Source organism: Aquabacterium sp. TM01 (assembly GCF_057808345.1).
The window spans coordinates 944,342-961,122 of record NZ_AP046529.1 but is presented as its reverse complement, the minus strand read 5'-3'; the positions used below and the strand labels follow the sequence as shown (position 1 = coordinate 961,122).

Sequence of the window (16,781 nt, the reverse complement as noted above, 5' to 3'; positions counted from 1 at the left end):
GTCACTCGTGATAATCGTAAGCTTGGAAACCGGCCAGCTTAACGAGGCTATCGCGCTTGGCAGAGTCGTAGTCGCTGACAACCATTTCTGCCACCAACTCTGCCAAACTGATCTTGGGGGTCCAACCCAACTTCTCGCGCGCCTTGGTCGGATCACCCAGCAGAGTCTCGACTTCGGTTGGACGATAGTAGCGAGGATCAACCTTCACGATCACATCCCCCACCTTGCACTTTGCCAGCAACTGGCCGTTGACAGGTTCGATCGCTACCACCTTGCCCTCTTCGCCCTCACCCTCGCCCTCAAAGGCCAGCGTGATGCCCAATTCTCTGGCCGCGAACTCCACGAACTGGCGCACGCTGTACTGCACGCCCGTGGCGATCACAAAGTCATCCGCCACTTCCTGCTGCAGCATCAGCCACTGCATCTCCACATAATCTTTGGCGTGCCCCCAATCTCGCAGTGCACTCATGTTGCCCAGGTACAGACAGTCCTGCAGACCCAGCGCAATGCGGCTGATCGCACGTGTGATCTTGCGCGTCACGAACGTCTCACCACGCACGGGGCTCTCGTGGTTGAACAGCACGCCGTTACAGGCGTACATACCGTAGGCCTCACGGTAGTTGACCGTGATCCAGTAGGCGTACATCTTCGCCACCGCGTAAGGGCTGCGCGGGTAAAAAGGTGTGGTTTCCTTTTGCGGAATCTCCTGCACCAAGCCATACAACTCCGAAGTCGATGCTTGGTAGAACTTGGTCTTCTTCTCTAGCCCAAGAATGCGAATGGCCTCCAGCAATCGCAATGCCCCCAGACCATCCGCGTTGGCCGTGTACTCGGGCTCCTCAAAGCTCACGCCAACATGTGACTGAGCGGCGAGGTTGTAAATCTCATCGGGCTGCACCTTTTGAACGATGCGGACCAAACTGGTCGAATCCGTGAGATCGCCATAGTGCAGGATGAAGTTGCGGTTATCAACGTGTGGATCCTGATACAAGTGATCAATGCGATCCGTGTTGAAAAGTGAAGAGCGACGTTTGATGCCGTGTACTTCGTATCCCTTCTTCAACAAGAACTCGGCCAGGTAGGAGCCATCCTGCCCCGTAACGCCAGTGATCAGTGCAACTTTCTTGGACATGTCAATCTTCTTTGAGGGAACCGAAAAAACGAGACCGGTCTGAAGCGGGCATTGCAACAGCCAGATCATTGACGAACTGCGCATGCAGCACTTTGGCCGCATTCAGCTCAGCCTGATCTGTTGTGGGTGTCAAGCTGGAAATGCGCATCAACATGCCATCCATGATCCAGCCTTGCAGACCGTACTTCAATTGCGCCAGCTTGCGAGACAAACCAGGAATGCTCGCGCTGTGCCCCAGTGTCACCCAATATGTGATGGGTTCACGCCGCTGGCCTGCCGTCGCCATCAGACGCACCACTTGCAAATCATGGTCCTGCACCCTGAGCTGCTCTACAGAAGAACCCTTCACCACAAAACCCTGTGCGGAGTAGCAAAATTCCGGCCGGTGCGCTGCTGTCGAGGCCGAGTTCTGATTCTTCCCATAAGCAATGGAGAGCATCACCCGCGCACCGTCTTGACGGACATAGGTTCGATTCAAGGTCTGCGAGTACAAAGCGTCCAGCTTCTCGGTCACCGTCGGGTCAGGCAGAACAGGCACCACCGACGGATCTACGCGCCAAGCGCCAAAGGACTCCGGCACAGAACGCTCAAGGTTCATCGCAGGCCACTCGTCCGCCATCACGCGTCGAGGTGTCAACCACGCAGCCGCACCGAACCCACCCATCATCAGCGCCGCTGCCAGCAGTACGGACAACAAATTCACGCGCGACGCGCCGCGGCCAAAATTGTCAACGGTTGCCACGGGTGCCTCCCTGATCATCAAAACGCGCGGCCAGCAAGCGGTCCACACCGTAGGTCAGCACCAAGGCGACTGCGAACAGCACCATACCGGCAAAGCCATGCATGAACCCCTGCCCCGCCTCGTCACCCAAGTGATAAGTCACCAAGATCAAGATGATGACGCGGGTGACGTTGGAAATGAACGAAATCGGAATGATCGCCAAACCAAGGATCACGTTACGAGCCTTGGAGGTGTAGTTCATCACGCGCATGTACAGAAAGCCCAAAGCTTCAAGGGTGAACAATGAGTTCAAGCCTGAGCAGGCATCAGCCACCAGCAACTGGTATTGCCCCACCGTCAAGGTCACGCCGGTCCGCGCAATGGGGTAACCCGCCCAGTACATCAACTGCTCTGCCACCACCGACACCGCACTCTTGAGAGGCATGGTCATGGCCTGCACCAGCACACCTGGCAGGGGCACCATGAAAAACAGAAATGCCAACGGAAACCAGGCACGCCGAACGCCTGCCACGCCAACGATCAGTAGCATGCAGGCCGGTAGGGTCAGAAGCAGCGATCCTGCCTCCAATTCGATGATCTGCTGGGAACGCCCCACGACGTAGGTGAGCACCGCTACCGTCAACAACAGAAAACCTGCCATCGGCGCTGGACGAGCCTGCCCGCCAAACAAGCTGGCGCGCATGTCCCACAACAACCAGGCACAAGCCGCCAAGATCAAGGGACCATGGCCTTGTTCATCCGTGGCCCACACCGTTTCAGCCAGTCGCATGAAAGTCGGCACGTACATCACGGCCATGCCAAGCAGAAGACACAGCAGTGCGCGTACGGGATATGTCACCTCGATAGCCAGACCTGTTGATCCGGGTTCACGCACAGACGTAGGGGGAGCAGCCATGGGCAGACGGGTAAAAATGAAATGTACAGAGCGTAATGTGACCGATAAGTGAGCAGAAGTTCCTCCACCACGGGACATCCATACCCCCCTGAAGACGGGTCCCTCTCCTCATCACACCAGCACCACGAGAGATATGAGGTAACGAGCCCGCCCACCCCATGGTTACCACTGAGGCCAACACCTTTCACCACCACCCCGCAATCAAAGGGACGCACGATCTCAGAGACTCATTCACGCTCCACATTTCGGGTTAATACCCTGGCGCTGGGGCATACGGCATTCGCACGAGGTGACATATCCAGTACATCGACGGCACTGAGCCACATGTATGAAGTTCATTCAGTGACATTCCCGGAGCGTGGCATCGGCCCTTCACTCCTAAAATCAACCCGAGCCTGGGGGATCACGGCTTGAATCCTCTGTGAGGAGTGGCCTCAGGCAGACTGTCGCCGACAGCCCCTCCTGACGATCGCCCCTTGACCACGCACACATGCCGACACACATCCACACTCACCCTGATCACGCCATCGGTCGGAACGGCGCCCTTGTACTGGACTCTCACATAGATGCGACGAGTTGGGACGCGGCCTTGACGTGCATCATCGAATGGGGCCGGCAGCACCAATCCCGTTATGTCACCCTTTGCAATGTGCACTCGGTCGTCACGGCCAGCCAGGATCCCGTGTTCAAAGAGGTGGTGGCACAAGCTGATCTGGCTCTGCCAGATGGTGCGCCTGTTGCCTGGGTCATGCGACACAGTGGCCACCCCCACCAGCAGCGAATCAATGGCCCCGACTTGACGTGGCGTTACCTGGAATCCGCAGAGAAACTGGGGCAGTCCGTGTTTTTCTTTGGCAGTAGTGAGAACACACTCATGAAGCTCAAGGAACGCATCAGAGGATCGTTCCCACGGCTGAGTGTGGTTGGCATGGTCTCCCCCCCCTTCCGCGAGCTGACACCCGACGAAGACCAAGCCTACATTGACCAGATCAACCAATCTGGTGCGCACGTTGTCTTTGTCGGTCTGGGCTGCCCCAAGCAAGAAATCTGGATGGCTCAGCATCGCGGCAAGATCAATGCTGTGATGCTGGGCGTGGGGGCGGCATTCGACTACCACGCGGGCACCATTCAGCGAGCCCCAGTCTGGATGCAGAAGATCGGGCTGGAGTGGTTCCACCGTTTGTGCAGCGAGCCTCGTCGTCTGGCCAAGCGATACGCCGTCACCAACACGGTGTTCGTGTACCGGACCCTCAAAGCCATGCTGTTTGAACGTGGCAAGCTGAACCCAGACGGCCACCGTTGATCGCACCGACCGTCGCCGTCATGCAGCCGCATGCCACACTCCTGACTGAATCTTCTCCTCATCACATCATGGATCAGAACGCCAAAATTTTCGTGGCCGGGCACCGTGGCATGGTCGGCTCCGCCATCGTCCGGCGCCTTCAGCAGGCGGGTTACCAGAATGTGATCACCCGTTCCCGACAAGAACTCGACTTGCTGAACCAGCAAGCGGTTCATGATTTCCTGCGTGAAGAGGAGCCCGATTACCTGTTCATCGCCGCAGCCAAGGTCGGGGGCATCCAGGCCAACAACATTTACCGCGCTGACTTCATCTATCAAAACCTGATGATCGAAGCCAACCTGATCCATGGTGCACACCTGGCGGGGGTTCAGAAACTGATGTTCCTGGGGTCAAGCTGCATCTACCCAAAGATGGCACCTCAGCCCATGAGTGAGGACGCCTTGTTGACGGGGCCACTGGAGCCGACCAACGAGCCCTACGCCATCGCCAAGATCGCCGGCATCAAGATGTGCGAGGCCTACAACGCACAGTACGTTCGCGAGTACATCAGCGTGATGCCCACCAATCTGTACGGCATCAATGACAACTACGACCTGAACAACAGCCACGTGTTGCCGGCCTTGATTCGCAAGACGCACGAGGCCAAGGTGCGCGGCGACAAGGAGCTGTGCGTCTGGGGAACGGGTACACCGATGCGCGAGTTCTTGTATGCGGACGACTTGGCCGATGCCTGCGTGTACCTGATGGAACAAGGCTACAGCGGCCCTTTGGTGAACATTGGCACCGGCACCGATGTAACGATCAGAGAGTTGGCAGAAACCGTCACGCGCGTTTTAGGGTTCACGGGAACCTTAACGTTCGACGCCAGCAAACCCGATGGCACGCCGCGCAAGTTGATGGATGTCTCCCGCCTGGCGCAACTGGGCTGGAAAGCCTCGACCAGCCTGGAAGAGGGCATCCGGTTGGCGTATGAGGACTTCCTCCAACGCTACGCCTGAACGCCGCGCTGACTAGACCGTCTCACAACTTGAGCTTCACAAACACAAACTCCGGGATGTGTTTGATGATCAGCATGATCCAGCGCCAGAAGCTGGGGGTGTAAACCACGCGCCGACCTTGGTCGATCGCGCGGGCAATGTCCTTGGCCACCTGCTCGGGTTTGGCCCACAGCGCGCCTTGCTTCAAATGCGCCGTCATGGGCGTGCTCACGAAGCCGGGCTTGATGGTGATGACGTGCACGCCCTGCTTGGCCAGGCGCTGACGCATACCGGAGGCGAAGGCCGACACCAGGGCCTTCGCGCTGCCATACACGTAGTTGCTCTGACGACCGCGATCCCCCGCGACCGATGAGATCACTGCGATGGCGCCGTGCCCTTGTTGCGCGAACTGCTCACCCGCCAGCGTCATCAGCGCCACGACCGAGGTGCCATTGGTCTGGATCTCTTGCAGGGCGTAGGCCACGTCCTGTTGCGCACGCTCCTGGTCAGTGAGCGTACCGTGGGCGATCAGCACCGTGTCCAGTCCCCCCAAGGTCTGTGTCGCGTCAGCCAGCAAGGCCGCGTGCGCCGTCAGGTCGTTGGCATCGAACACCCTCTGCCCCACACGGGCCGCCCCGCGTGCACGCAGGTCGTCACAGACCGACTGCAACTGGCTGGGGTTGCGCGCCGCCAGGAAGAGGTGGTCGCCACGCTGGGCCCACAGGCGCGCACAGGCTTCGGCCATGCCAGAGGTGGCACCGACGATCAGGATTTTTCTCATGTTGTCTCCGTGACCCGACGCCACAAGCCGGAGCTGAAGCGCGGGTCCACATAATCTGCAAATTCACGCCAGCGCGGGTAGCCCGCCTGGAACAATGCCGGCCCCATGCGCCCATCCTTGGCGGCGTACAGGCGCCCACCTGCGGCCAGCACGATGCGGTCCAGTTCCTCGAACAGACGATGCAATCGCGGTCCGACATTCGGGAAGTCCAGCGCCAGTGTGGTACCGGGCTGTGGAAAGGACAGCATGCCGCGCGAGGCCGGTGTGCCAAATTGCTTGAGCACGGCTAAGAAGGAACCCTGGCCGCTGTGGGCAATCGTGTGCAGCAGGCGCCGCGTCACTGGCAAGGCCTCGTCAGGCGGGATCACGCACTGGTACTGGTAAAAGCCCTTCGGGCCGTAAATGCGATTCCACTCCAGCAGGGCGTCCAAGGGGTAGAAAAAGGGCCGGTAGTGCTGCACGCTGCGCACCAACTCGGTCCGTTGCTTGTGGAAGTACAGGGTGTTGAAGGCTTTAAGGGACAGCGTGTTGATCAGCGAGAGGGGCGGCGTGATCGGCACGCGTCGGCTTGTCTCGCTCACCCCAACGGGCAAGGCGGCAGGCAACTGCGACAGGTCCATCATCGCGGGAGCATGGTTGGCCCTGCTGAACAGCCCTCGCCCGAGTCGCTTGCCCGTGAACGCACAGTCGATCCATGACACCGTGTATTCATGGTCACGCTCAGAAGCCTGGCTCAGTTCGAAAAACGCTTCCAGACTGCCAAACCTGATGGTCTCGGCGTCCATGTAGGGATTGGCCACCCGGCGCAACTGAATCTCGGCCCAGGTGATCAAGCCCGTCAGGCCCAGCCCGCCGATCGTGGCCGCAAACCAGTCGGAATCCTGCGTGGGAGAACACACACGGCGCGTACCGTCCGAGCGCAACAACTCCAACTGGGTCACATGGTTGCCAAAGGACCCTGCCACATGGTGGTTCTTGCCATGCACATCGTTGGCGATGGCACCGCCCACGGTCACAAACTGTGTACCGGGTGTGACGGGCAGAAACCAGCCCTGGGGCACCACCAGGCGCAAGACGGTAGACAACAGCACGCCGGCTTCGCAGCGCAGCAAGCCTGTGGCCGGATCAAAGTCGATGAAGCGATCCAGTTGCCCGGCCAGCAGCAAGGCGCCCCCCGGGTTGAGGTTGCTGTCGCCATAGCTGCGGCCATTGCCATAAGGCAACATGCTTAGCACATCAGCCGTCAAGGACAAGGGCGCATGACGACTGCTCACGCCCAGCGCCAGATGCGGAACACGCTGCACCCGCCCCCAGGAGGTGAAAACGCGCCGGTGGGTTGCTTGACTCATGCCCGGCTCACACCGCCAGATACAGCACGATGGCCGCAGCCATACCGGTCAGCAGGCTGATGCGGTCTTTGAGCGCGTAGACCAAGGGATCGTCGTGCATGCGACCTCGGTAGGTCTGCATCCAGATGCGGCTGATCCAGTACAGCATGATGGGCACCAACAGCCAGGCGAACTTGGGCTGGTGGTACATCTGTGCCACATCGGGCGAGTTCAAGTACAGCGCCAGCACCAAGATGCTGAGGTAGCCCGACGACGCGCCCAGGCTTTGCAGCAGGCTGAGGTCTTCAACCTGATAGCCCCGCCCCTGCGCGGCGAGCTTGCCCTGCTCCCGCATGGCATGCAGTTCGGCATAGCGTTTGACGATGGCCAGGCTCAGGAAGATGAAGATGGCGAAGATCAATAGCCAGAACGACAAGGGGATGCCTGCAGCCGCCGAACCCGCCACGATGCGGATGGTGTAGAGCCCGGCCAGCGCCAGCACGTCCACCATCACGATTTTCTTGATGCCGAAGGAATAGGCAAGCGTGGCCACGTAGTAGGCACCCAGCACCCCAAAGAAAGCCGTCGGCAAGGCCAGCGCCAGCAACAAGGCCGCCAGCAACAGCAAGGGCGCAGCCGTGAGGCCAAACAACAGGCTCAGCTGCCCAGCGGCAAATGGCCGTCGACACTTGCTGTGGTGCTGACGGTCGGCCTCCAGGTCGAGCATGTCATTGAGCAGGTACACGGACGAGGCACACAGGCTGAAGGCGATGAAAGCGACCAGACTGGCCACCAGCGTGCTCAGGTTCAACTGGTGCGCTGCCAGCATCGGCACAAAGACCAGGGCGTTCTTGGCCCACTGGTGCACCCGCAGGGCCTTCAAGACCACCTTGGCCCCCACCGTCGGCGCTGGCACCACATGGCTGACCTCAGCCACCGTTGCCGCGGCCTGGCGCACCGATTCGGGCGCGTTGACCACGATGGCCGAGCGTGCCTGAGCCCAAATCGGCAGGTCCACGCGGTGATTGCCGCAGTAATCGAACTGCTTGGCACCAAAACGCGCCACCAACTCGGCCGCCTTATGGCGCCCCGAGAGGTTGGTCTGCCCATTGCTGGCCAGCACCCCATCGAAGAACCCCAGGTGGTCGGCCACGGCCTGCGCGAGACGGGCGTCCGACGCCGTGCAGAGCCACAGCGGCCGCCCGGTGGCCTTTTGTTCGCGCAACCAGTCCAGGAAAGGCTGGGTGTAGGGCAAGGCGGCGCCATTCAGGCTGACGCGGCGCGCGATCTCAGCCTTGAGATGGGCCTTGCCCCGCAGCAACCACAGCGGCGCAAGGAACAGATACAGGGGGTTGCGTTTGATGAGCAACAGGAACGACTCCAGCAGCAGATCGCTGTGGATGAGGGAGCCGTCCAGGTCCACACACAAAGGAAGGGGTTGGGTCATCACGCGCACGCTCAATCAGGTCTTGCCCCGCAGGGCCCAGACGCACAGCCAGCCGATCACCACGGCCAGCCACAGGGTCAACAAACGGCACACCAGGGTCAACAAGATGGCCTGGGGCATGGTGTAGCCATGGGCAAACAGCAGAGCGGCCATGACCGCCTCGGTACTGCCCAGGCCACCCGGCAAAAAAGACAAGGCTCCGACGATGATGGCGATGGCATAGATGCCCATGGCCGCGGGAATGGACAGCTCGATGGGGGCCACCACGTCGGCCACCAGCTTGAGGCCGACGGCCTCCGCACCCCAGGCCATCAGCCCCATCAACAGGCCCGACAGCAACAGGCCGGGGGCCAGAAACTGCCGTGCGCTGACCAGCATGTTCACCACGGGCCGCAGCGCCAGCACCAGCTTGCCCTGCGGCACCACCATCAGGTGGGCAGCCACCCGGGTCCAGGGCACCAACGCGACGCTGGCCAGCAAGGCACCGACCAGCCCGACCGCCACCCACAGGAAGGCGCGGTAGGCCTGCAACTCGGCCAGCACCGCCACGGCCAGCAAGATCATCACGGCCAGATCGAGCAGGCGCTCGACAAAGAACGCACCGGTCACCGCCGACACGGGAATGCCATGCTGCTGGTAATAACGTGCCCGCACCATTTCGCCCAGCTTGCCCGGTGAGAGCGTGAATGCGAAACCGGCCATGAAGGTGAGCGAGACAAAGCCCCAGGGCAGATCGTGCCCGAGTCGCTGCAGGTAAATCCGCCAGCGCCACACGCGCAGTGCGTAGTTGAACAGGGACAGCACCGCTGCGATGGCGACCGCCGTCCAGCCTGCGCGCAAGGGGCTCAGATCGATCTGGACGATGTCATGGTGGAAGGCCTTGATGCACCATGCGGCGAACAATGCAAACACCCCGTAGACCAAGACACGGCGCCACCAGGGCACGACCGCCGCCGTCATCTCGGGGGGCAGGATGGGCGCGGTCATGTATGCACGCCTCGGGTCCTCATGGCAACGGACACCTCAGAACGTCTCGGCATCGCGGAGCTTCGGGGCCTGCGCATCCTTGGCTGCCAACTCGGGTTGCAGCCCGTTCAAGGGCCAGTCGATGCCAATGTCCGGATCGTTCCACAAGATGGCGCGCTCACAGTCCTTGGCGTACACATCGGTGGTCTTGTAGAGGAAATGGGTGTCATCCTTCAGGGACACGAAGCCATGCGCAAACCCTTCGGGAATCCACAGTTGACGCTTGTTCTCGGCCGACAACTCCACCCCCACCCACTGACCAAAGGTGGGCGACCCCTTGCGGATGTCCACGGCCACATCAAACGCCGCACCCTGGGTGACACGCACGAGCTTGCCTTGCGGATGCGGTGGCAGCTGATAATGCAGGCCGCGCAGCACGCCCGCCTTGCTGCACGAGTGGTTGTCCTGCACGAAGGGGCGTGGCGCTGGCAGGCCCAGCTCGGCCAACGCGGCCGCGAACTTGCCGTGGTGGTAGCTTTCCATGAACCAGCCTCGGTCGTCGCCGAACACAGCGGGCTCGACGATCACGACGTCGGGAATGCGGGTGGGAATGAGTTTCATGGTGTTCAGAAAACCTGGTCACGCAGGACCTTGAGCAGGTACTGCCCGTAGCCGTTCTTGAGCATGGGTTGCGCCAGCTTCTCGAGCTGGTCGGCCGTGATCCAGCCGGAGCGGTAGGCGATTTCTTCCAGGCAGGCCACCTTGAGGCCCTGGCGCTTTTCCAGCGTGGCGATGAACTGGCCGGCTTCCAGCAGGCTGTCGTGCGTGCCGGTGTCGAGCCAGGCATAGCCACGCCCCATGATCTCGACGCTGAGCTGACCCTGCTTCAGGTACACGGCGTTGACGTCGGTGATCTCGAGCTCGCCCCGCGGGCTGGGCTGGATGTGGGCGGCAATGTCGCACACCTGCTGATCGTAGAAATACAGGCCGGTGACGGCGTAGTTGCTCTTGGGCGCCTTGGGCTTTTCTTCGATGCTCAGGGCCCGATGCTGGCCATCGAACTCGACCACGCCATAGCGCTCGGGGTCGTGCACGTGGTATGCAAAGACGCTGGCGCCCGACGGCTGGCTGTTGGCGTTGTGCAGCAGGCCCTGCAGGTCGTGGCCGTAGTAGATGTTGTCGCCCAGCACCAGGGCACTGGGGTGATTGCCGACGAAGTCCTTGCCCAGGATGAAGGCCTGTGCCAAGCCGTCCGGGCTGGGCTGCACGCAGTAGCTCAGGTTCAGGCCCCACTGGCTGCCATCACCGAACAGCGCCTGAAAACGCGGCGTGTCTTGCGGGGTGCTGATGAGCAGGATGTCGCGGATGCCGGCCAGCATCAAGGTGCTGAGCGGGTAATAGACCATGGGCTTGTCATACACCGGCAGCAACTGCTTGCTGATGGCCAGGGTGGCGGGGTGCAGACGGGTGCCGGAGCCTCCGGCGAGGATGATGCCTTTGCGGTTCATGTGTGAATCACTTCCCTGAGATTTCAATGAGCATGCGCTCGACGCCCTGCTGCCAGTGCGGCAAGGTCAAGCCAAAGGCCTGGCAGACCTTGCTGGTGTCCAGACGCGAGTTGAGCGGGCGCCGCGCGGGGGTGGGATACTCGGCAGTGGGAATGGGCAAGACCGCGTCAGGGGCCACCCGAATCGGCAGACCGTGCGCCCGTGCCCACTCGATGACAAAGCGGGCGTAGTCATGCCAGTGTGTCTGGCCACTGGCCACCAGGTGGTACAGGCCCAGCAGCTCGGCGCGCGTGGGCTGCGCCTGCACGGCACGGATGGCGTGCGCTGTGACATCCGCGATCAGGTCGGCGCCGGTAGGTGCGCCGATCTGATCAGCAATGACCTTGAGCTGATCACGCTCGGCCGCCAAACGCAGCATGGTCTTGGCAAAGTTGCCGCCGCGTGCGGCATAGACCCAACTGGTGCGGAAGATCAGGTGCCGGCAACCGCTGGCCTGAATGGCCCGCTCGCCAGTCAGCTTGGTCTGTCCGTACACGCTCAGCGGTGCGGTGGCTGCTGCTTCACTGCGTGGCTGGTCGCCGCTGCCATCGAACACATAGTCGGTGCTGTAGTGCACCAACAGCGCACCCAGCTGGGCGGCTTCCTGGGCGATGAGGCCCGGCGTGGTGGCGTTGAGGGCGCGTGCCAGTTCGGGCTCGCTCTCGGCCTTGTCGACCGCGGTGTGGGCCGCTGCATTGACGATGACGTCCGGGCGCACGGCGCGCACCAGCGCGGCCACCTGCTCGGGCTGGCTGAAGTCGGCCCGCAGATCGGGGCACTGGACGGGCCCGGGACTGTCATGACCGAGCGCGGTCACCACGCCCAACGGGCTCAAGGCCCGCTGCAACTCCCACCCGACCTGGCCGTTCTTGCCCAGCAGCAGGATGTTCATGCGCGCTCCGCGTAGTTCTGGTCGATCCAGTCGCGGTAGGCCCCCGAGCGCACGGTGTCGATCCAATCGGTGTGGTTCAGGAACCATTGCACCGTCTTGTTGATGCCCGACTCGAAGGTCTCGGCCGGCTTCCAGCCGATTTCGCTCTGGATCTTGGTCGGGTCGATCGCGTAGCGACGATCATGCCCCGGGCGGTCCTTCACATAGGTGATCAGGCTCTCGTAGGGCTGGCCATCGGCACGCGGACGCAGCGCGTCGAGCTTGCGGCAGATGGTGGTCACCACGTCGATGTTCTTGATCTCGTTGATGCCGCCCACGTTGTAGGTCTCGCCCAGACGGCCCTTCTCCAGCACCTGGCAGATCGCTTCGCAGTGATCGCGCACATACAGCCAGTCGCGGATGTTGAGGCCGTCGCCGTACACCGGCAGCGGCTTGTCATCCAGCGCGTTGAGGATCATCAGCGGGATGAGCTTTTCCGGGAAGTGATACGGCCCGTAGTTGTTGCTGCAGTTGGTGGTCAGCGTGGGGAAGCCATAGGTGTGGTGGTAAGCCCGCACCAGGTGGTCGCTGCCGGCCTTGCTGGCCGAGTACGGACTGTTGGGCGCGTAAGGGGTGGTTTCGCTGAACGCCGGGTCGGTGTCTCTGAGCGAACCGTAGACCTCATCGGTCGAAACGTGCAGGAAGCGGAAGGCATCCTTGTCAGCCCCTTCGAGGCTGTTCCAGTAGGCCCGCGCCTCTTCCAGCAGGCTGAAGGTGCCCACCATATTGGTGTGGATGAACTCGCCCGGGCCGTGGATGGAGCGGTCGACATGGCTCTCTGCGGCGAAGTGCAGGATGGCACGCGGGCGGTGGGTGACCAGCGTCTGGCGCACGGCCTCGCGGTCGGCGATGTCGGCCTGCACCAGGGTGGCGCGACCGGCTTGCAGGTGCTCGCCAATCGTGTGCGGGTTGCCCGCGTAGGTCAGCTTGTCGAACACCACCACAGGCTCTTCAGGCAAGCCCAGGCGCGCGCAGCGCTCGAACCAATGGTGCACGAAATTGCCGCCGATGAAGCCGGCGCCGCCTGTGATGAGGATCATCCTGAGTCCTGGAACGAGAAATAGGCCAGATTATGCAAGGAGACCCTTGCTGTCCCCGATGACATCTCGATACAGAATGTCGCTCCAATGGGGGGGGAGGTCGTGACCACGCCATCTGGCGCACATGCATTTGTTGCATGATGTGCGGCAAACATCATCAACGCCTCTGGCGCGAAGAAGACCACATGGCCAAAGCAATGATCCTGGCAGCCGGGCAAGGAACCCGGGTGCGTCCCCTGACCAAGCAGACGCCCAAGCCGATGGTGCCCATCCTCGGCAAGCCGGTGCTCGAGTACATCATCGAGCACCTGGCCCGCCACGGCATCAGGGAGATCATGATCAACGTGGCGTTCAACCACTGGAAGATCGAGAACTACTTTGGGGACGGCCATCGCTGGGGCGTACAGATCGGCTATGCCTACGAAGGCGTGCGTGAACACGGGGAAATCGTGCCGCGCCCGGTAGGTTCTGCCGGCGGCATGCGGCGCATCCAGGACTTCAGCGGCTTCTTTGACGAAACGACCCTGGTGCTGTGCGGCGACGCCATCATCGACCTGGACATCGAAGCCGCCCTGGCCGAGCACCATGCCAAGCAAGCCATGGCCAGCGTCGTGGCACTGGAGGTGCCCGAAGACCAGGTGCAAAACTACGGCATCGTTGTGGCTGATGCCGAGGGCCGGATCACCTCCTTCCAGGAAAAGCCGAAACCCGCTGAAGCGCGCTCTCGCCTGGCCAGCACCGGCATCTACATCTTCGAGCCCAGCGTGATCGATCTGGTGCCGCCGGGGCAGGAGTTCGACATTGGCAGCCAGCTCTTCCCCCTGCTGGTCGAGAAGCAACTGCCCTTTTTCGCACAGAGCCGCTTCTTCAACTGGATCGACATCGGCCGGGTGAGCGACTACTGGGCGGTGTGCCAGCGGGTGCTGCGCGGTGAGGTCAACCAGATGCACATGCCCGGCACCGAGGTTCGCCCTGGCGTCTGGGTGGGCTTGAACACCCGCATTGACTGGGACACCGTGCACATCACCGGGCCGGTGTACATCGGTTCGAGCACCCTCATTGAGCCAGGCGTCACCATCGAAGGCCCCGCCTGGATTGGGCATGGCAGTCTGCTGCGCCAAGGCAGCAAGGTGGTGCGCAGCGTGCTGTTTGAATACACCCGCCTCAACGAAGGCACGGTGTTCGAGGAAGTGGTGGCCTCGTCTCAGTATTGCGTGAACCGGCACGGCCACACCACCTACCAGGGTGACGAAAGCACCAGCCTGCGCTGGGGAGATGCCCGCGCCTGACGGACAATACGGGCCATGCGCAAATTTCTTGTCACCGGTGCCGCAGGTTTCATCGGCATGCACGTGGCCCAGGCCCTGTTGGCCCGGGGGGACGAGGTCGTCGGCATCGACAACCTCAACGATTACTACAGCCCGCAGCTCAAGCAAGACCGGCTGGCCCATCTGCAACAGCAGGCGGGGGCCGAGCACTGGCGTTTCGAGCGGATGGACGTGGCCGACAACGCCGCACTGCAGGCTTTGTTCACCCGCGAGCGCTTCGACGGCGTGGTGCACCTCGCCGCGCAAGCAGGCGTGCGTTACTCGCTGACCAACCCACACGCCTATGCCCAGTCCAATTTGGTGGGCTTTGTGAACATCCTGGAAGCGTGCCGCCACCACACCACGGCGCATCTGGTGTATGCGAGCAGCTCCAGCGTGTACGGCGGCAACGTCAAGATGCCGTTTGCCGAGACCGACCCGGTGGATCACCCCGTCAGCCTGTACGCGGCCACCAAGAAGGCCAACGAGCTGATGGCGCACACGTACAGCCATTTGTACGGTCTGCCGACCACCGGTTTGCGCTTTTTCACGGTCTACGGTCCCTGGGGGCGCCCGGATATGGCCCCGATGCTGTTCACCCGCGCCATCCTGGCGGGCGAGCCCATCAAGGTGTTCAACCATGGGCAGATGAAGCGCGACTTCACCTACATCGACGACATCGTGCGCGGGGTGGTGGCCACGCTGGACCGCCCTCCGGTGGCCGACCCCGACTTCAACCGCGCCGAGCCTTCGGCCGCTGGGTCGTGGGCTCCGTACAAGGTGTTCAACATCGGTCGCAGCGAGCCGGTGCCGCTGCTGGATTTCATTGGCACGCTGGAGCAGGCCCTGGGCGTTGAAGCGCAGAAGGACCTGCAGCCCATGGCCCCCGGTGACGTGGCCGCGACTTATGCCGACGTCAGCGCCCTGGCCGAGTGGACCGGTCAGCAGCCTCAGGTGGACCTGAGCGAAGGCGTGCGCCGCTTTGTGGACTGGTATCGCGGCTACCACGCCTGACCCTCATTCCTATTCAATTCGAGAGAAGCATCCCATCATGAAAGTTTCTGTTGTTGGCACGGGTTATGTCGGCCTGGTCACGGGGGCCTGTCTGGCCGAAATGGGCAATGACGTGCTGTGCCTGGACGTCGACCCGCGCAAGATCGAGATCCTGGAAAACGGGGGCATCCCCATCCATGAACCGGGCTTGGACCTGGTCGTGGCTCGCAACGTCAAGGCCGGCCGCCTGCACTTCACCACCGATGTGGCCCGCGCGGTGGCGCACGGCACCATCCAGTTCATCGCCGTGGGCACCCCGCCAGATGAAGATGGCTCGGCCGACCTGCAGTACGTGCTGGCCGCGGCCCGCAACATCGGGCGCCTGATGACGGACTACAAGGTCATCGTGGACAAGAGCACGGTGCCCGTGGGCACGGCCGACAAGGTGCGCGCCGCCGTGGCCGACGAGTTGGCCAAGCGCGGCAGCGATGCCAAGTTTGCGGTGGTGTCCAACCCCGAGTTTCTGAAAGAGGGCGCGGCGGTGGACGACTTCATGCGCCCCGACCGCATCGTGGTGGGCGCCGACGACGAGCAGGCCATTTTGCTGATGCGCGCCCTGTATGCGCCCTTCCAGCGGAACCACGAACGCCTGGTGGTGATGGACGTGCGCAGTGCCGAGTTGACCAAGTACGCCGCCAACGCCATGCTGGCCACCCGCATCAGCTTCATGAACGAGCTGGCCCTGCTGGCCGAGAAAATGGGCGCTGACATTGAAGCGGTGCGCCTGGGCATTGGCTCGGACCCGCGCATCGGCACGCATTTCCTGTACGCCGGCTGCGGCTATGGTGGCAGCTGCTTCCCCAAGGACGTCAAAGCCTTGATCAAGACAGCCAGCGACGAAGGACAGGAACTGCTGGTACTCAAGGCCGTGGAAGCGGCCAACGACCGCCAGAAGCATGTGCTGGTCGACAAGGTGACGCGCCGCTTTGGGGAAGACCTGAAGGGTAAGCATTTCGCACTGTGGGGCCTGGCCTTCAAGCCCAACACCGATGACATGCGTGAAGCCACCAGCCGTGTGGTGCTGGCCGAACTGTTCGAGCGTGGCGCCACCGTGACCGCCTATGACCCGGTGGCCATGGAAGAGGCCCGTCGCATCTTTGGTGATGAGCCGCGCCTGCGCTATGCCGAGAACCCAATGGCCGCGCTGGAAGGCGCCGATGCCCTGGTGATCGTGACCGAGTGGAAGGAGTTCCGCAGCCCGGACTTCGACCGCATCAAGGCCACGCTGAAGTCCCCAGTCATCTTTGACGGTCGCAATCTGTATGAGCCCAGCCTGGTGCAGCAAGCCGGGCTGGCCTACGACAGCATCGGCCGCAAGGGCTGAGCTCAGCC

General features: G+C 62.1%; 16 protein-coding genes. 5 read left to right on the top strand and 11 right to left on the bottom strand.

The genetic code is table 11. The annotated features are described in order from the left end of the window. Nucleotide 1 precedes the first annotated feature (1 nt). From gmd to xrtB, 3 genes are read right to left on the bottom strand one after another with little or no spacing between them, the layout of a single operon-like run. A complete protein-coding gene (gene gmd / locus AC3WW4_RS04470) occupies nt 2-1,132 on the bottom strand; it encodes a GDP-mannose 4,6-dehydratase (RefSeq protein ID WP_488827181.1) in 1,131 nt (376 codons plus the stop codon). A 1-nt stretch (nt 1,133) separates the two neighbouring features. Continuing rightward, on the bottom strand, nt 1,134-1,874 hold the full coding sequence (gene epsI, locus AC3WW4_RS04465) for an exosortase-associated protein EpsI, B-type (RefSeq protein ID WP_488827180.1): 741 nt from the start codon (nt 1,872-1,874) through the stop codon (nt 1,134-1,136). Then, nucleotides 1,861-2,847, bottom strand: a complete 987-nt coding sequence (gene xrtB / locus AC3WW4_RS04460; protein WP_488827179.1) for an exosortase B — start codon at nt 2,845-2,847, stop codon at nt 1,861-1,863. Before xrtB ends, epsI begins: the two co-directional genes overlap by 14 nt. Before the next feature lie 412 nt (nt 2,848-3,259). Here xrtB and AC3WW4_RS04455 point away from each other — a divergent pair, with 412 nt between their 5' ends. Both AC3WW4_RS04455 and fcl read left to right on the top strand, forming a co-directional pair. Next, the gene (locus AC3WW4_RS04455; protein ID WP_488827178.1) at nt 3,260-4,072 is read left to right on the top strand and encodes a WecB/TagA/CpsF family glycosyltransferase; all 813 of its coding nucleotides are present in this window, start codon (nt 3,260-3,262) and stop codon (nt 4,070-4,072) included. 68 nt (nt 4,073-4,140) lie between these two features. Beyond that, nucleotides 4,141-5,070: a GDP-L-fucose synthase gene (gene fcl / locus AC3WW4_RS04450; RefSeq protein ID WP_488827177.1), complete on the top strand. Its 930-nt coding sequence runs from the start codon at nt 4,141-4,143 to the stop codon at nt 5,068-5,070. A gap of 22 nt (nt 5,071-5,092) precedes the next feature. Here fcl and AC3WW4_RS04445 read toward each other — a convergent pair whose 3' ends face one another. Genes AC3WW4_RS04445 through rfbB form a run of 8 tightly spaced genes read right to left on the bottom strand, consistent with a single transcriptional unit; the run spans nt 5,093 to nt 13,089 of the window. Next, nucleotides 5,093-5,830, bottom strand: a complete 738-nt coding sequence (locus AC3WW4_RS04445) for an SDR family oxidoreductase (protein WP_488827176.1) — start codon at nt 5,828-5,830, stop codon at nt 5,093-5,095. Further along, the gene (locus AC3WW4_RS04440) at nt 5,827-7,179 is read right to left on the bottom strand and encodes an FAD-binding oxidoreductase (protein WP_488827175.1); all 1,353 of its coding nucleotides are present in this window, start codon (nt 7,177-7,179) and stop codon (nt 5,827-5,829) included. Before AC3WW4_RS04440 ends, AC3WW4_RS04445 begins: the two co-directional genes overlap by 4 nt. Nucleotides 7,180-7,186: 7 nt before the next feature. Beyond that, a complete protein-coding gene (locus AC3WW4_RS04435; RefSeq protein WP_488827174.1) occupies nt 7,187-8,605 on the bottom strand; it encodes a UbiA family prenyltransferase in 1,419 nt (472 codons plus the stop codon). A gap of 15 nt (nt 8,606-8,620) precedes the next feature. Next, nucleotides 8,621-9,592, bottom strand: coding sequence for a lysylphosphatidylglycerol synthase transmembrane domain-containing protein (locus AC3WW4_RS04430; RefSeq protein ID WP_488827172.1), 972 nt, complete (start codon nt 9,590-9,592; stop codon nt 8,621-8,623). 36 nt (nt 9,593-9,628) lie between these two features. After that, entirely contained in the window at nt 9,629-10,192 is a 564-nt protein-coding gene (rfbC, locus tag AC3WW4_RS04425; RefSeq protein WP_488827171.1) for a dTDP-4-dehydrorhamnose 3,5-epimerase, read from the bottom strand. 5 nt (nt 10,193-10,197) lie between these two features. Further along, nucleotides 10,198-11,079, bottom strand: coding sequence for a glucose-1-phosphate thymidylyltransferase RfbA (gene rfbA, locus AC3WW4_RS04420; protein ID WP_488827170.1), 882 nt, complete (start codon nt 11,077-11,079; stop codon nt 10,198-10,200). A 7-nt stretch (nt 11,080-11,086) separates the two neighbouring features. Next, nucleotides 11,087-12,010, bottom strand: a complete 924-nt coding sequence (gene rfbD, locus AC3WW4_RS04415; RefSeq protein WP_488827169.1) for a dTDP-4-dehydrorhamnose reductase — start codon at nt 12,008-12,010, stop codon at nt 11,087-11,089. Next, nucleotides 12,007-13,089 carry a dTDP-glucose 4,6-dehydratase gene (rfbB, locus tag AC3WW4_RS04410; RefSeq protein WP_488827168.1) on the bottom strand — a complete coding sequence of 361 codons (1,083 nt, stop codon included), beginning with the start codon at nt 13,087-13,089 and terminating at the stop codon, nt 12,007-12,009. The genes rfbD and rfbB overlap by 4 nt, the downstream gene beginning before the upstream one ends. 185 nt (nt 13,090-13,274) lie before the next feature. Between rfbB and AC3WW4_RS04405 the strand changes: the two genes are divergently transcribed. Genes AC3WW4_RS04405 through AC3WW4_RS04395 form a run of 3 tightly spaced genes read left to right on the top strand, consistent with a single transcriptional unit; the run spans nt 13,275 to nt 16,773 of the window. After that, entirely contained in the window at nt 13,275-14,378 is a 1,104-nt protein-coding gene (locus AC3WW4_RS04405; protein WP_488827167.1) for a nucleotidyltransferase family protein, read from the top strand. Nucleotides 14,379-14,393: 15 nt separating this feature from the next. Beyond that, nucleotides 14,394-15,410: an NAD-dependent epimerase gene (locus AC3WW4_RS04400; RefSeq protein WP_488827166.1), complete on the top strand. Its 1,017-nt coding sequence runs from the start codon at nt 14,394-14,396 to the stop codon at nt 15,408-15,410. A gap of 37 nt (nt 15,411-15,447) precedes the next feature. Beyond that, nucleotides 15,448-16,773 carry a UDP-glucose dehydrogenase family protein gene (locus tag AC3WW4_RS04395; RefSeq protein ID WP_488827165.1) on the top strand — a complete coding sequence of 442 codons (1,326 nt, stop codon included), beginning with the start codon at nt 15,448-15,450 and terminating at the stop codon, nt 16,771-16,773. Nucleotides 16,774-16,781: the final 8 nt, after the last annotated feature.

Coding starts and splice junctions, on each gene's coding strand:
- gmd (WP_488827181.1), bottom strand. CDS start 1,132: ATGTCCAAGAAAGTTGCACTGATCACTGGCGTTACGGGGCAGGATGGC.
- xrtB (WP_488827179.1), bottom strand. CDS start 2,847: ATGTCCCGTGGTGGAGGAACTTCTGCTCACTTATCGGTCACATTACGC.
- AC3WW4_RS04455 (WP_488827178.1), top strand. CDS start 3,260: ATGCCGACACACATCCACACTCACCCTGATCACGCCATCGGTCGGAAC.
- fcl (WP_488827177.1), top strand. CDS start 4,141: ATGGATCAGAACGCCAAAATTTTCGTGGCCGGGCACCGTGGCATGGTC.
- AC3WW4_RS04445 (WP_488827176.1), bottom strand. CDS start 5,830: ATGAGAAAAATCCTGATCGTCGGTGCCACCTCTGGCATGGCCGAAGCC.
- AC3WW4_RS04440 (WP_488827175.1), bottom strand. CDS start 7,179: ATGAGTCAAGCAACCCACCGGCGCGTTTTCACCTCCTGGGGGCGGGTG.
- AC3WW4_RS04435 (WP_488827174.1), bottom strand. CDS start 8,605: ATGACCCAACCCCTTCCTTTGTGTGTGGACCTGGACGGCTCCCTCATC.
- AC3WW4_RS04430 (WP_488827172.1), bottom strand. CDS start 9,592: ATGACCGCGCCCATCCTGCCCCCCGAGATGACGGCGGCGGTCGTGCCC.
- rfbC (WP_488827171.1), bottom strand. CDS start 10,192: ATGAAACTCATTCCCACCCGCATTCCCGACGTCGTGATCGTCGAGCCC.
- rfbA (WP_488827170.1), bottom strand. CDS start 11,079: ATGAACCGCAAAGGCATCATCCTCGCCGGAGGCTCCGGCACCCGTCTG.
- rfbD (WP_488827169.1), bottom strand. CDS start 12,010: ATGAACATCCTGCTGCTGGGCAAGAACGGCCAGGTCGGGTGGGAGTTG.
- rfbB (WP_488827168.1), bottom strand. CDS start 13,089: ATGATCCTCATCACAGGCGGCGCCGGCTTCATCGGCGGCAATTTCGTG.
- AC3WW4_RS04405 (WP_488827167.1), top strand. CDS start 13,275: ATGGCCAAAGCAATGATCCTGGCAGCCGGGCAAGGAACCCGGGTGCGT.
- AC3WW4_RS04400 (WP_488827166.1), top strand. CDS start 14,394: ATGCGCAAATTTCTTGTCACCGGTGCCGCAGGTTTCATCGGCATGCAC.
- AC3WW4_RS04395 (WP_488827165.1), top strand. CDS start 15,448: ATGAAAGTTTCTGTTGTTGGCACGGGTTATGTCGGCCTGGTCACGGGG.